Here is a 12931-nt window from a genome sequence, read left to right on the forward strand (position 1 = left end):
ATCCCCAGGGGCTCCGCCCCTTCGACCCCGCCAAGGGGGCTCCGCCCCCTGGACCCCCGCTCCTCAAACGCCGGAGGGGCTGAATTTGCCCGGCCGGGGCTGGATTTCCAGCCCGTCCGGCGTTTGAGGACGAGGCCGCTCAGGCCGAACGGGGGTCTGGGAGCGGCAGCCCCCAGGGAAGGGATGGGACGGGTAGGGGCGGCGGGGGCGATCACTTGCGCGGTGGAGCCGCGTCCTCCGCGCCGCCCTCCAGCGGCGGAGCCGTCACGCAGCAGTGCGTGTGGCACTGGGCCTGACGGCACTCCGGCACGGGCCGCCGCACCGTCGCGTAGGCGAGGACCGCGCCCACCACGAGGACACCCGCGCACAGCGGCATCGCACGCCGGAAGGCGGAGCCGAAGGCGTCCGCCGAGCGGTAGGCCTCCGAGCCCATGCCGGTGAGCAGGGGCAACGCGGCCACGGCGAGGAGACTGGCCGCGCGGGCCGCCGCGTTGTTGACGCCGCTCGCGAGCCCCGCGTGCTCGGTGTCGACGGAGGCCAGGACCGTGGCGGTGAGGGGAGCGACCAGGGTGACCATGCCGAGGCCCAGGACCAGCAGCGCGGGCAGGACGTCCGTGACGTACGAGGCGTGCGGCCCCACCCGCAGCATCAGCAGCAGGCCCAGCGCGCACACCAGCGGTCCGACCGTGAGCGGGATGCGCGGGCCGATCCGTTCGCCCAGCTCGCCCGAGCGCGCCGACAGCAGGAGCATCAGCACGGTGACGGGCAGCAGGGCCGTACCGGCGCCGAGGGCCGAGTAGCCCGACACCACCTGGAGCTGGACCGCCGCCAGGAAGAAGAAGCCGCCGAAGGCCGCGTACACGCACAGGGTGACCAGGTTGACCGCGGTGAACTGCCGGGAGGAGAAGATCTCCAGCGGCATCATCGGGTCCGGGCGCCGGCGCTCGACGTACACGAAGCCCACCCCGGCCGCCAGCCCCGCCACGGCGATCACGGTCAGGAGCACCGCGCTCCGCTGCCCGGCCTCGATCAGCGCATACGTCACCAGGGCCAGGCACAGGGCGCCGAGAGCGGCGCCGAGGACGTCGAAGCGGCCGTGGGCCCGCGGGTCCGCGGACTCCGGTACGTGACGGACGGCGACCGGCACGCACAGGGCCGCGAGCGGCACGTTCAGCAGGAACACCCAGCGCCAGCCCGGCCCGTCCACCAGCCAGCCACCCAGGAACGGGCCGATCGCCGCGCCGATCCCGCCGAAGCCGGACCACAGGCCCACGGCCCGCCCCCGGTCGTCGGGGTGGAAGGAGGCCTGGATGAGGGCCAGCGAGCCGGGGGTGAGGAGGGCACCGCCGATGCCCTGGAGGGCGCGGGCGACGATGAGCACACCCGCGCTGGGGGCGATCCCGCACAGCAGCGACGCGGCCGCGAACCACACCACGCCCAGCACGAAGATCCGCCGCCGCCCGAACCGGTCGCCCAGGGCACCGCCGAGGAGGATGAGCCCGGCCAGCGTCACCATGTACGCGTTGACCGTCCACTGCAAGGCGGCCAGGTCGGCGTTCAGGTCGCGCCCGATCCACGGCAGCGCGACGTTGACCACGGTCGAGTCCAGCAACGCCATGCTGGAGCCGAGCACCGTGGTCAGCAGGATCCACTTCCCCCGCGGGGAGGCGAGCCTGACAGCCGTGTTCTCGCTGTTCGCGCTCGACGGCGCTGCCATGCTTCGGAGCATACGGAAGAGCCCGGCACCACAGGAGGTGCCGGGCCCGACCGAAGCGGACCGAATTACCCAGTCCGCTTACTTGATCGCTGCTTACCTGATCTTCGCTTACTTGATCTTCGTGCCCGTCGAGCGCAGGTTCTGGCAGGCCTCGACGACGCGCCGGGCCATCGACGCCTCGGCGACCTTGCCCCAGGTGCGCGGGTCGTACGTCTTCTTCGAACCGACCTCGCCGTCGACCTTCAGGACGCCGTCGTAGTTCTTGAACATGTGGTCGGCGACCGGGCGCGTGAAGGCGTACTGCGTGTCCGTGTCGATGTTCATCTTGACGACGCCGTTCTCCAGCGCGGTCTGGATCTCCTGCTCGGTGGAGCCGGAGCCGCCGTGGAAGACGAAGTCGAACGGCGACTCCTTGCCGAACCGGGCGGCGACGCCCTCGTTCAGCTCCTTCAGCAGCTCGGGACGCAGGACGACGTTGCCCGGCTTGTAGACACCGTGGACGTTGCCGAAGGAGGCGGCCAGCAGGTAGCGCCCCTTCTCGCCGAGGCCGAGGGCCTCGGCCGTACGGATGGCGTCGTCGACGGTCGTGTAGAGGGAGTCGTTGATCTCGTGCGAGACGCCGTCCTCCTCGCCGCCCGTCGGAGTGATCTCGACCTCAAGGATGATCTTCGCGGCGGCGGCACGGGCGAGCAGCTCCTGCCCGATCGCCAGGTTGTCGGCCAGGGTCTCGGCGGAGCCGTCCCACATGTGCGACTGGAAGAGGGGGTTCTCGCCGCGGGCGACCCGCTCCTCCGACACCGTCAGCAGCGGCCGCACATACCCGTCGAGCTTGTCCTTCGGGCAGTGGTCCGTGTGCAGGGCGACGGTGATGTCGTACTTCTTGGCGACGATGTGCGCGAACTCGGCCAGGGCGACGGCGCCGGTGACCATGTCCTTGCTGTGCTGGCCGCCGAGGAACTCCGCACCACCCGTGGAGATCTGGATGATGCCGTCGCTCTCCGCCTCCGCGAAGCCGCGCAGCGCCGCGTGCAGGGTCTGGGAAGAGGTCACGTTGATGGCCGGGTAGGCGAACCTGCCTGCCTTCGCCCGGTCGAGCATCTCGTTGTAGACCTCGGGAGTTGCGATGGGCATGTCCGCTCCTCTATGTGCGGGTCGCGTACTGCTTGTCCAGCTGTACGGCTCTTCTGCTGCTTACGGCCCTGACCTGGACCTGGGGAACCTGGCGAACTTGGGGATGCGACGTCCTCGTCCCATCTTTCCAGACGTGGCCGGACGCTCCGGCCAAGGCGTCCCGATGTGTCCGCCGCCCTCGGCGCCCGCCGTCCGCGACGCCTTTCAGTCCAGGCCCAACTCGTCCTTGGAGTAGGCGAAGAGGTACGGAACCCCGGCGCCCTCCTGGATCTTCTCGGCGGCGCCGGTGGCCCGGTCGACGATGGTCGCGACGGCCACGACCTCGGCGCCCGCCTCGCGCACGGCCTCGACGGCGGTGAGCGGGGAGCCGCCGGTGGTGGAGGTGTCCTCGACGACGAGCACGCGCCGCCCCGCGATCTCGGGCCCTTCGACCCGCCTCTGCAGCCCGTGGGCCTTGGCCGCCTTGCGCACGACGAAGGCGTCCAGCCGCCGACCGCGTGCCGCGGCGGCGTGCAGCATGGCGGCGGCCACCGGGTCGGCGCCCATGGTGAGCCCGCCGACCGCGTCGAAGTCGAGACCTGCGGTCAGGTCGAGCAGCACCTCTCCCACGAGCGGCGCGGCCTCGCCGTCCAGGGTGACGCGGCGCAGGTCCACGTAGTAGTCGGCCTCAAGACCCGACGACAGGGTCACCTTGCCGTGCACGACGGCCTTGTCCTTGATCTGCCGCAGCAGCGTGCCGCGTGTGCCCTGCGGCGTTACTTCGTCGACCTCACTCATGCGGCTCAGCTTACGAGCCACCTCACAGCCGCTGCCACGTCCAGGTGGTGGCGGCTTCGAGGGGCTCGATGGGGGTGACCAGGCGCGGAAGGGTGTTCAGACCGTTGGGCGGGCCCGTCTGCGGCTCGACGCACACGGCCTCGGGCTGTTCGTCGTAGACCACGACCCACTCCTCACGGCTGGTGACCTTCAGCTGGAGTTGTCCGGGCCAGGTGAGGGTGACGTCGACGCCGCCGGGCATGCCGAAGCAGTCGTCCCAGGGGCCGGGCTTGGGGTCGATGCGGTTGCCGGTGGGGAGGTGGTCGTCGCCGCGCTCCTCCTGCCAGGCGGCCGCGAAGTCGACCCGTACGTCCTGTCCGCCGCCGCCCAGGTTCCGGTTGAACCAGGGGTGCCAGCCGATCTGCGCCGGGAAGGACGAGTCGTACGTCTCCACCGACATGGTGAGGGTGAGGGCGTCCTCGGTGAGGTTGAAGACCTGGGTGACGCGGCCGGAGTAGGGCCAGGGCTCCACCAGGTCGTACGTGATGACGGCCTCGTCCCCGGTCACGCGGGCGGTGTGCCAGGCGCCGTCGCGGGCGGTGCCGTGGATCGCGTGCGGTGCGGCGTTGAGCGGCATCTGCTGGACGGCGCCCCCGCTCAGGAACCGGCCGTTCCTCGTCCGGCCGCACCACGGGACCATCGGGAAGCAGCCGAACCGTTCGCCCTGCCGGAGCAGTTCGGTCCCGGCGACCCGCAGCCCGCTCACCCGCCCGCCGTTGCCCGGCGCCAGGACAACCTCCGCGTCTCCCGCGGCCAACGTGATGTGTTCGTTACTCACGGCACGACCCTACGGGGTGCTCCCGACTCTGGGAACGCAGCCCCTCCGGCGTTCGAGGGGGAGGAGTGGGAGGCGGAGTGGATGAGGAGTGGGAGGAGGAGTTCAGCGGCGTCTGCGGAGGGCCCGCACCACGACGATGGCCGAGGCGACAGCGAGCGCGGCGGCCGGCGCGGCCCAGCGGAGCGCGGGGCCGGTCACGAGGGACTCGGGCGCCGGCACGGGAGCGTACCGGCCACGCGGCGGCGCGTGGTCCACCTCCTCCGCGCTGCGGCCGATCATCGTGCGCCGCGCGTGGGCGGCCTCGGCCGGGGGCTCCTCATCGGCGAAGGCCCCGGCCACGGCCCCGGCCACGACGTCCTCCTCGGCCGGGAGAGCGTCCTCCATGCGGGGGGCTGGGGTCGGCGGAGCGTCTTCCTTGGGCTCCTGCTCGGGTTTCTCCCCAGGTTCCTGCTCGGGTTTCTGCTCGGGCTCCTGCTCGGGCTCCTGCTCGCGCTCTGCCGGGGCCGACTCCCCCAGTCTCTGCGCGAAGCGGGTCAGGAGGCGCGTGGCCGCGGTGGTCACCGCCTCGTCGGCCAGTTCCGTGATGCGGCCGTCGGCCGTCGCCGTGCCGCCGAAGGCGATCGTCGTGCCGCCCTCCGCCGGAGCGAGCCGTACCGAGAGGGCCAGCTTCACCGTGCCGCTGCCCCGGGCCTCCGCGGCGTCGCCCTCGATCGCGTAGGAGCCGTCGTCCTGTCCGGCGACGCGGAGCGAGCCACGGTAGGTGATGGTGTGGCCGGCGACGCGTACCTTCAGGCGCCCGGCCACCGGCGCCGTACCCGCGTCCTGCTGGAGACCGGGCACCGCCCGGGCCACCCGTTCCGGGTCGGACAGGGCCGCCCTGAGCTGCTCGACGGGAACCGGAACGAACACCTCATGCTCCATGTCAGCCGAGCCTACCCACGGGCCGCCCGGTCGCACCCGTACATACGCGTTTTCCTCCCGCGAGCGTCGGCGTCGGCGTCGGCATGGGCCTCAGTCGCCGTACCGCGGGTGCACCAGCGTCGACGGCGGCAGACCGTCGATACGGGTGGCGTCGGCCCGTCGCTCGGCCGCCAAGAGGTCCGCGGCGGTGAAGCGCCCCGTATGGGTGAGGGGAGCCGTGGCCGTGGCCGGGGCCGGGGCCGACGCCAGGATGAAGCCCCAGTCGCGCGGGCCCCGGGAGGCGCCCGACGTACGGTCCGGTCCCGCCGCGAAGGACGGGGCGCGGCCGTCCACGCAGTACGGCGTCGTGTGCAGCCCGGCCGCCCGTACCGTCGCGTCGACCGTCCAGAAGACGCGTGGCCGCGACGTCACCGGCCCCGCGTGCACCACCAGGCGCCCGCCGTCCGCGAGGACCTTGCGGGCGAGGCCGTAGAACTCCTGCGAGTACAGCTTCGTGCTGGCCGTGATGCCCGGGTCGGGCAGGTCGGCGACCACGACGTCGTAGGCCGCCGGGCGGGCCTTCCGCAGCCAGTCGAAGGCGTCGGCCGTGAGGACCCGCACGCGGGGGTCGTCGTAGGCGTGGTCGTTGAGGGCGGACAGGGCGGGGTCGGTGCGCGCCAGGCGGACCACGCCCGCGTCGGGTTCGACGACGTCCACGCGGCGCACGCCCGGGTGGCGCAGCACCTCGCGTGCGGTGAGGCCCTCGCCTCCGCCGAGGACGAGGACGCGCGCCTGGGGGCCGTTCATCGCGGGGTGGACGAGGGCCTCGTGGTAGCGGCGCTCGTCGCGGCCGCTGAACCGCAGGCGGCCGTCGAGGAAGAGGCCGAGGGGGCGGCCCTGGGCGCCGCCGGTGAGGACCACCTCCTGCACGCCGGTGTGCAGCGCGACCCGTACGTCCTCGCCGTACAGCGCCTGCCGCGCGGCCCGTTCGAAGTCGTGGACCAGTACGGCGGCGGTGGCGAGGAGTCCGAGGACGACGGCGTTCGCGAGGAGCAGGAGCCAGCGGCCGCGGCGGCTCAGGTCGCCGCGGAACAGGCCGAGGACGAGGGCGCCGCCGGCCACCGCGTTCACCGCGCCGGTGAGCACCGCGCTGGACAGCTGGCCCAGCCAGGGCAGCAGCAGGAAGGGGAACGCCAGGCCGCCGACCAGGGCGCCCACGTAGTCGGCGGCGAAGAGGTCCGCGACCGCGCCGCCCGCGTCCTGGCGGCGGATGCGCTGGATCAGCTCCATGAGCAGGGGGACTTCGGCGCCGATGAGCAGGCCGATGGCGAGGGAGAAGGCGACGAGGAGGTGGCGTGGGCCGTCGGCCCACAGTCCACCCCAGTCACCGGTCCAGGCGAACACCGCGTACACCGCCATGGCGCTGCACCCGCCGGTCAGGGCGAGGGCCGCCTCGATGGCGCCGAAGCCGGCCGCGGCGAGCCGGCGGAGCCGTTTCGCGGCGAGGGAGCCGATGCCCATCGCGAACACCATCACGGAGACGACGACGGAGGCCTGGGTGACCGAGTCCCCGGTCAAGTACGAGGCGAGCGCGACGAGTTCGAGTTCGTACACGAGTCCGCAGGCCGCGCAGACGAACACGCACGCCAGGACCAGGAACCGGCCCGTGCCCGTGCGGACCGGCAGCCGTGCCTGACCGCTGTTGCCGCTCCTGGACGGTGGTGCGCCGGGGGGTGCGGGGGCGTGCGGTTCGATCACGCTAGGGAACGCTACGTCACGCCTGCGGCGCGCTTTGTCACCCACACGTGTGGAAGTAGCGCCTGGTGAGGGTGATCGGGTTTGCGTGGCGCTGTGTGGCGGTGGCTGGGGGCTGCCGCCCCCAGACCACCGCTTGCCGGCCGGAATGGCCTCGTCCTCACGCGCCGGACGGGCTGCTGGTTGCCTGGCTGGGCCGAGGAGGTGCTGCCGCCTGCACCCGTACGCCCACCCTCGTCCGCGTCGCCACCAGTTGGCCGTCCTGCGGGTAGGCGTGCCAGGTACGCCAGTGGACCTGTCCCTCGTGCCGCTGGGCGAGCAGCGCGGTGAACGCGTGCGGGCTGCCGGGGAAGACGCCCGCGAGACCGTGGGGGTGGTCGGAGACGAGGGCCAGCAACTCCTGGGCGCGTCCGGCGAAGGAGCCGGGCGAGAGGACCTCCACGCGGGCCGCGAACTCGTACTCCCAGTCGCCGACCCGCTGGGTCACGCCGAGGGGGAGGGGCGCGCTGGAGCCCGCGATGCACGCGACCGTCTCCGAACAGCCGCCCCGCTCCTCTTCCAGGAGCACCTGGTGGGATGCGCCGAGGAGTCTCAACTGGAGCTTGGCCCCTGCGAGTTCCAGATCGAGGGTGGCGAGCGCGGGTAGCGGCTCACGCCCCAGGGCCCAGGCCAGGTCGGCTGCACGTGTGTCGGTGTAGGAGGTGTTCAGGGTCGTGAGCATGGGTCAGCTCCGCAAGCACGCAAAGAAGGAGTGGGGAACGGAGTGGGGGGTTCCGGCGCGCCCCGGCCGGCACCGGGAGACGGGCCCGGTCAGCCGGATCGGATCAGTCAGATCAGGTGAGGACGCCCAAGTCGTGTGTCCGATTCAATCCGATCAGCCCGGTCAGGCCTGTCGGGTGAGGACGTCCGGGGGCTGCGTTGGTGATTTATAGGGAATCATGAACTGTGCCGCTACCACCGCGTCTTTACCCAATTTTGTAGGGTTTCCACCCCACCGAGGGCTGCACAGCTCAACTGTTCAACCCGGCGTACGCCCGGCGCGTACCGAATGCCACGCGCGCTCCCGTGTGGGCGGTGAGCGCCATCGGACGCCGGCATGTCCGCACAGCCACGCACAACGGCGAGCGCCCGCCGGGGGTGTCGTCTCCCGGCGGGCGCTCGTTTCTGGGTCCGGACGCGTGCGCGCCTGCTCGTTGTTCGCCTCAGGGGCGCGCGGAGCTCGGCTGACCCCTGTCAGCTGCCTCCGCCGCACCCGCCTCCGCCCCCACCGCCTCCGCAGGAGGACCCGCCACCGCAGGACGAGCTGCTCCCACAAGAGGAGGAGCTCCCGCAGGAGGAGCGGCTCCCACAGGACGAACCAGCACTGTTCGACGAGCTCGAACCGGTGCCGCCCGCCCACCAGCTCTGGGACGAGCCCGACCGCCGGGTGCGGCTCCGCCGCTTCGCCGCGACCGCCATCACGATGCAGAAGACCGCCAGGATGATGCCGATGAAGGTCACGAGAACCATGGCGCCACCCTCCTTTCATTCCCCCGAAGCGGCCCCCCTTTGCCCCCCGTGGGCTCGGACCGGTCTCCGCTTCTGTCTGCGCTTCTGTCTGCGCTTCTTGTGTGACGGTCCGATTCCCGGCCACTCCACGGGCCAAAGCAGAGTTGAGGAACTTCTGAGGCTCCACTTGCGAGAAAGGCCCCTGAGCTGCGCTTACGGCCCCAGGGCTGCCTAGACCCCTGTCGTCGGACTCCCGTCTGCGCTCCCCGAGCGGCGCCCAGGTGCGGGGGCCGGACGCCGCTCATTGGGTCATTTGCTGGGGCAGACCGCGCTGATCGCCTGCAGGGTCGAGATGTTGTTCTGGAGCCCGTCGGAGGCCGCCAGGGCCGCGATGACGTCAGGGTGAGGGGGGTACTTCACGTTCATCCGTTCGTCGTTCTCGCGCACATCGGCCGCAGTCTTGGCGTCGAGGTCGTCCGCGTGCCGGTTGAGTCTGGATCGAATGTCCGCCTCGGACGCCTCCGTAGCAGCGGCCCTGAGCCCCGAGGTCAACGCCCGGGTCTCTTCCGCCAGTTCGTCGTACGTACGCGTCTTGCCGCCGGTGTCGTACGCCTCCAGCGCCGCGTACGCCGGTTCGCAGCCCGCAGGCATGTCGTTCGCATTCGCCACCACGACTGCCGTGGTCGCCGCCACCACCACAACACCGGCGGCCACGGAGGCACCCGTCTTGGTGGAGACGGTGGCGACGATCTTCCCGAAGAAACCGAGTGCCTTGCCGCTCTCGACCGCGGCCGCCCCGAGCGCCGGGGCGAGCAGCACCGCGGCGGCCGCGGTGGTGCCCGCCTTGTCGCCGTCGAGGAGGTCGCGGATCAGCTTCTCGGCCATGTCGTAGAACTTGACGTCCTTGGTCAGGCCGCCCCGCGCGGCCGCCATCCGCCCCAACACATAGAGCTGGAGCGCCAGTTGACCGCGCCCCTCGGTCAGGGCCCGGGGTCCGGCGACCCGCACGAACCGTGAGGCGAGCGCCCACTGCTCCTCGCGGACCAGGGCGCGGGCGACGGCCAGGAAGAGGTACGTGTCCGGCTCAGGGCCTGACGGTCCGTCCTGCTGCGCGAGCGCCGCAAGCAGGCCCTCCGCCGCGGTGGTCGCCGCGGCCGGAGCCCACTCCTGACTGTGGACGGCCGCGGCGGCGTCCTCGGTGATCCAGTACGTCCCGTCGAAGTGCTTGACCAGGCGCCGGTCGTGCAGCTCCGAAGCGGCGGTGCCGTCCTGTGGATCGCCGGTGACCGGAGCGATCCAGGCAGCAGGGAGCGCCGTGCCGAACGTCGCCAGTGCGATCAGTACACGACGCGCAGGCTCGCTCAGGGCGACGGCCAGCGCTTCCGCCTGGCGTCGTGGACTCAGCAGCGCCGGGTCGACGGGAGCCGGATCGTCCCGCGGTTCGTCGGCCCCGCGGGCGCGCCGCTCCCACTGCTCGGAAGCCTTGATGAACTGGGCGTACTGGCAGATCCGTTGAGGCGAGCCGCCCGACTCGTCCCACACGTGGTCGAACTGGAGCTCCAGCAGCCCCGTCGGGCCGAGCGGGAGCCCCACTTCGGCGCTGAGCAGTTCGATGGCGGCGGTACGCGACAAGGGCCGGACGAGATGGGCCGCGTCGGTGTCAGGCAGCGTCGCGTAGGGAGACGTGAACAGGAACGTGCAGCCGGGGAAGGTCTCAAGGAGCCGCGTCAGATCGCTCTGCGGCAAGGCGCAGTCGACGACGGTGACGTGGGTACCGGAGAAGTCCGCGGCGGCCACGGCCGCACGCAGCTGCGTCTCGTCGACGGCCCGCAGAAAGTGCGTACCGAAGAACGCCCCGGCAAGCCGCCCGTACAGCGCCTGGAGCGACTCCTCCTCGTCCACCCCGGTGCGCGGGTACAGGACGTGGCCCCTACGTCCCTGAGCGGCCAGCTCCCGGTGCACCGCCGCGGCCACGGCCTTCTTCCCGACCCCCGGCTTCCCGTGCAGCTGCGCGCTGGAGCCGCCGATGAGCTGCGCGACCACGTCGTTCACCAGTGCGTCCCTGCCGAACAGCTTGTTCCGGCCCGCGGCCGGCAGCGGTGGCGGCTGCTGCGGGGTGAGGTCGCGGAGGCTGGTGATCTCGACGAGGGCGTTCCCGTCGTAGATGACGTTGATGGTGTGGGAGCCGGTGGTGACGATGCCTTTCACGTCGCCGTGCACGACGACTGCTGTGTGGGCACGGTCGGCCTTGGCGCGGCCACCGGCGGCCTTCGGGGCATCACTCCTGGCCGTCGGCCCGGCGGCGCTGGGTTCGTGCGTCGGGTACGGGGGGACCGCCGGCTTCTCCGGCACCTTGCCGCCGCCCGTCACGGGCGCTGGATGTTCATCGCACCGTCTCCGGTCGAGACGATTCCTGAGACGTTCCCGCTCACCGCCACACTTCCGGCTCCGCTGCTCCGAGCCGGTCCGGGCGCGGGGAGCAGTGCAGCGATCTCGGCGACGAGCGCGGGGTCGGCCGCGAGGGCTCGTCTGATCTGCAGGCGCAACGCGGCCAGCGCGTCCGGATCGTCGGGATCGGCGGCGAGGTCCGTCACGGCCCCGTCGATCGCGGTCGGATCGGCGGCGCCGCCCCGAATACGGGCGAGCAACCGCCGGCCGAGGAGCACGGTGGCTCCTGCCGCCTCGTCCTCGACCCGTCGCAGCACAGCAGCGCCGTACACGGCCACCGCCGCTCCCGCGGCCGGAACGATCTGACCGAGCATGGCTTCGATGTTCGACACGTACACCCCCGTCTGATGACGCGTTCACTGAGTTCTGATGGCGCGGGCACTGAGTGAAGTGGCCCTTGGAATCCATGTGTTCACCAGTACAGCCCCTGGCGCGTCACCGTGCCAGCCGAAACGCCCAACCACAGCGAAGCCACTGCCGACGACCCGCCGCCGCGGCGACGAGCAACGACAACCAACGAACGTTCCCCCGCTGCTCAGCGGCCATGACCTGGATGCCGCCGCAGGTGCTCGTCACCGAAGGAAGTTGAGGAACTCCAGAGCTTCGGCGCAGGATGACGCCCATGACCTCCAGTTCCCGCAGCGCCCGTCCCCCGCTCAACCGCCGACTCGCCGAGTTCGGGACGACGATCTTCGCCGAGATGTCGGCGCTGGCCGTCCGCACCGGGTCGATCAATCTGGGTCAGGGCTTCCCCGACACCGACGGCCCCGACGAGGTCCGGGAAGCGGCGGTGCGGGCGCTGCGGGACGGGCGCGGCAACCAGTACCCGCCGGGCCCCGGGGTCCCCGAGCTGCGCACCGCGATCGCCGCGCACCAGCGGCGGCGGTACGGGCTCACGTACGACCCGGACACGGAGGTACTCGTCACGGCGGGCGCGACCGAGGCCATCGCCGCGGCCCTGCTGGGCCTGCTGGAGCCCGGCGACGAGGTCGTCGCGCTGGAGCCGTACTACGACTCGTACGCGGCCTGCATCGCGATGGCGGGCGGCAGGCGGGTGCCGGTCACCCTGCGGCCGGGCGACGGCTCGTTCCGGCTGGACCTCGACGAACTGCGGGACGCCGTCACCGACCGCACCCGGCTGCTGCTGATCAACACCCCGCACAACCCCACCGGCACCGTCCTCACCCGCCAGGAGCTGACGGCGATCGCCGAACTGGCCGTCGAGCGCGATCTGCTGGTCGTGACGGACGAGGTGTACGAACACCTGGTCTTCGACGACGCCGAGCACCTGCCGCTGGCGACCTTCCCGGGGATGCGGGAGCGCACGGTCACCATCGGCAGCGCGGGGAAGTCGTTCTCGTTCACCGGCTGGAAGGTGGGCTGGGTGACGTCCACACCCGAGCTGGTGTCCGCCGTCCGCTCGGCGAAGCAGTTCCTCACGTACGTCTCGTCGGGGCCGTTCCAGTACGCCGTCGCGGAGGCGCTCGCGCTGCCGGACGCGTACTTCGCGGCGTTCCGCGCGGACATGCTGGCCAAGCGGGACCTGCTGGCGGCCGGGCTCACGGAGGCCGGGTTCGGGGTGTTCCGGACGGCGGGCACCTACTTCATCACCACCGACATCCGGCCCCTCGGTGAGAGCGACGGCTTCGCCTTCTGCCGGGCGCTGCCGGAGCGCGCGGGCGTGGTCGCCATCCCGAACGCCGTCTTCTACGACCACCGCGAGGCGGGTGCGCCCTTTGTACGGTTCGCCTTCTGCAAGCGCGGGGAACTCCTGCAAGAAGCCATTGAGAGGCTGCTTACGCTGCGGAAAGACTGACGCGGGGTGGAGTCTGGGGTCTTCTGCGCACCAGGGCCTGTCCGGCGGATCGTGCCGGACAGGCCCTGGTGCCGAGGCGGGC

General features: G+C 71.8%; 10 protein-coding genes. 1 reads left to right on the forward strand and 9 read right to left on the reverse strand.

Features of this window, described 5'->3' with window-relative positions:
* Nucleotides 1-211: 211 nt before the first annotated feature.
* The 9 genes from IE262_RS32630 to IE262_RS32670 form a co-directional block, all read right to left on the reverse strand.
* Complete coding sequence (locus IE262_RS32630) at nucleotides 212-1717, reverse strand: MFS transporter (RefSeq protein WP_189878798.1); 1506 nt, start codon at nucleotides 1715-1717, stop codon at nucleotides 212-214.
* A gap of 108 nt (nucleotides 1718-1825) precedes the next feature.
* Nucleotides 1826-2848 (reverse strand): class II fructose-bisphosphate aldolase, encoded by a 1023-nt coding sequence (gene fbaA / locus IE262_RS32635; RefSeq protein WP_189878800.1) that lies wholly within the window; start codon nucleotides 2846-2848, stop codon nucleotides 1826-1828.
* A 204-nt stretch (nucleotides 2849-3052) separates the two neighbouring features.
* Nucleotides 3053-3625: an orotate phosphoribosyltransferase gene (pyrE, locus tag IE262_RS32640; RefSeq protein WP_134034491.1), complete on the reverse strand. Its 573-nt coding sequence runs from the start codon at nucleotides 3623-3625 to the stop codon at nucleotides 3053-3055.
* Nucleotides 3626-3647: 22 nt separating this feature from the next.
* Nucleotides 3648-4442 (reverse strand): aldose epimerase family protein, encoded by a 795-nt coding sequence (locus tag IE262_RS32645; protein WP_134034488.1) that lies wholly within the window; start codon nucleotides 4440-4442, stop codon nucleotides 3648-3650.
* 102 nt (nucleotides 4443-4544) lie between these two features.
* Entirely contained in the window at nucleotides 4545-5363 is an 819-nt protein-coding gene (locus IE262_RS32650) for an SRPBCC family protein (RefSeq protein ID WP_189878802.1), read from the reverse strand.
* Between the two features lie 90 nt (nucleotides 5364-5453).
* A complete protein-coding gene (locus IE262_RS32655) occupies nucleotides 5454-7100 on the reverse strand; it encodes a polyamine aminopropyltransferase (protein ID WP_189878804.1) in 1647 nt (548 codons plus the stop codon).
* Between the two features lie 157 nt (nucleotides 7101-7257).
* The gene (locus tag IE262_RS32660; protein WP_134034478.1) at nucleotides 7258-7818 is read right to left on the reverse strand and encodes a DUF2617 family protein; all 561 of its coding nucleotides are present in this window, start codon (nucleotides 7816-7818) and stop codon (nucleotides 7258-7260) included.
* A gap of 1076 nt (nucleotides 7819-8894) precedes the next feature.
* Nucleotides 8895-10955 carry a hypothetical protein gene (locus IE262_RS32665; protein WP_189878806.1) on the reverse strand — a complete coding sequence of 687 codons (2061 nt, stop codon included), beginning with the start codon at nucleotides 10953-10955 and terminating at the stop codon, nucleotides 8895-8897.
* Complete coding sequence (locus tag IE262_RS32670) at nucleotides 10952-11365, reverse strand: hypothetical protein (RefSeq protein ID WP_229877700.1); 414 nt, start codon at nucleotides 11363-11365, stop codon at nucleotides 10952-10954. The genes IE262_RS32665 and IE262_RS32670 overlap by 4 nt, the downstream gene beginning before the upstream one ends.
* A gap of 290 nt (nucleotides 11366-11655) precedes the next feature.
* Here IE262_RS32670 and IE262_RS32675 point away from each other — a divergent pair, with 290 nt between their 5' ends.
* The gene (locus tag IE262_RS32675) at nucleotides 11656-12849 is read left to right on the forward strand and encodes a pyridoxal phosphate-dependent aminotransferase (protein WP_189878808.1); all 1194 of its coding nucleotides are present in this window, start codon (nucleotides 11656-11658) and stop codon (nucleotides 12847-12849) included.
* The last annotated feature ends 82 nt before the right edge of the window (nucleotides 12850-12931 follow it).

The organism is Streptomyces bluensis, assembly GCF_014650715.1.
GTDB classification, from domain to species: Bacteria; Actinomycetota; Actinomycetes; order Streptomycetales; family Streptomycetaceae; genus Streptomyces; species Streptomyces bluensis.

Coding starts and splice junctions, on each gene's coding strand:
- IE262_RS32660 (WP_134034478.1), bottom strand. CDS start 7,818: ATGCTCACGACCCTGAACACCTCCTACACCGACACACGTGCAGCCGAC.
- IE262_RS32630 (WP_189878798.1), bottom strand. CDS start 1,717: ATGGCAGCGCCGTCGAGCGCGAACAGCGAGAACACGGCTGTCAGGCTC.
- fbaA (WP_189878800.1), bottom strand. CDS start 2,848: ATGCCCATCGCAACTCCCGAGGTCTACAACGAGATGCTCGACCGGGCG.
- IE262_RS32675 (WP_189878808.1), top strand. CDS start 11,656: ATGACCTCCAGTTCCCGCAGCGCCCGTCCCCCGCTCAACCGCCGACTC.
- IE262_RS32650 (WP_189878802.1), bottom strand. CDS start 5,363: ATGGAGCATGAGGTGTTCGTTCCGGTTCCCGTCGAGCAGCTCAGGGCG.
- pyrE (WP_134034491.1), bottom strand. CDS start 3,625: ATGAGTGAGGTCGACGAAGTAACGCCGCAGGGCACACGCGGCACGCTG.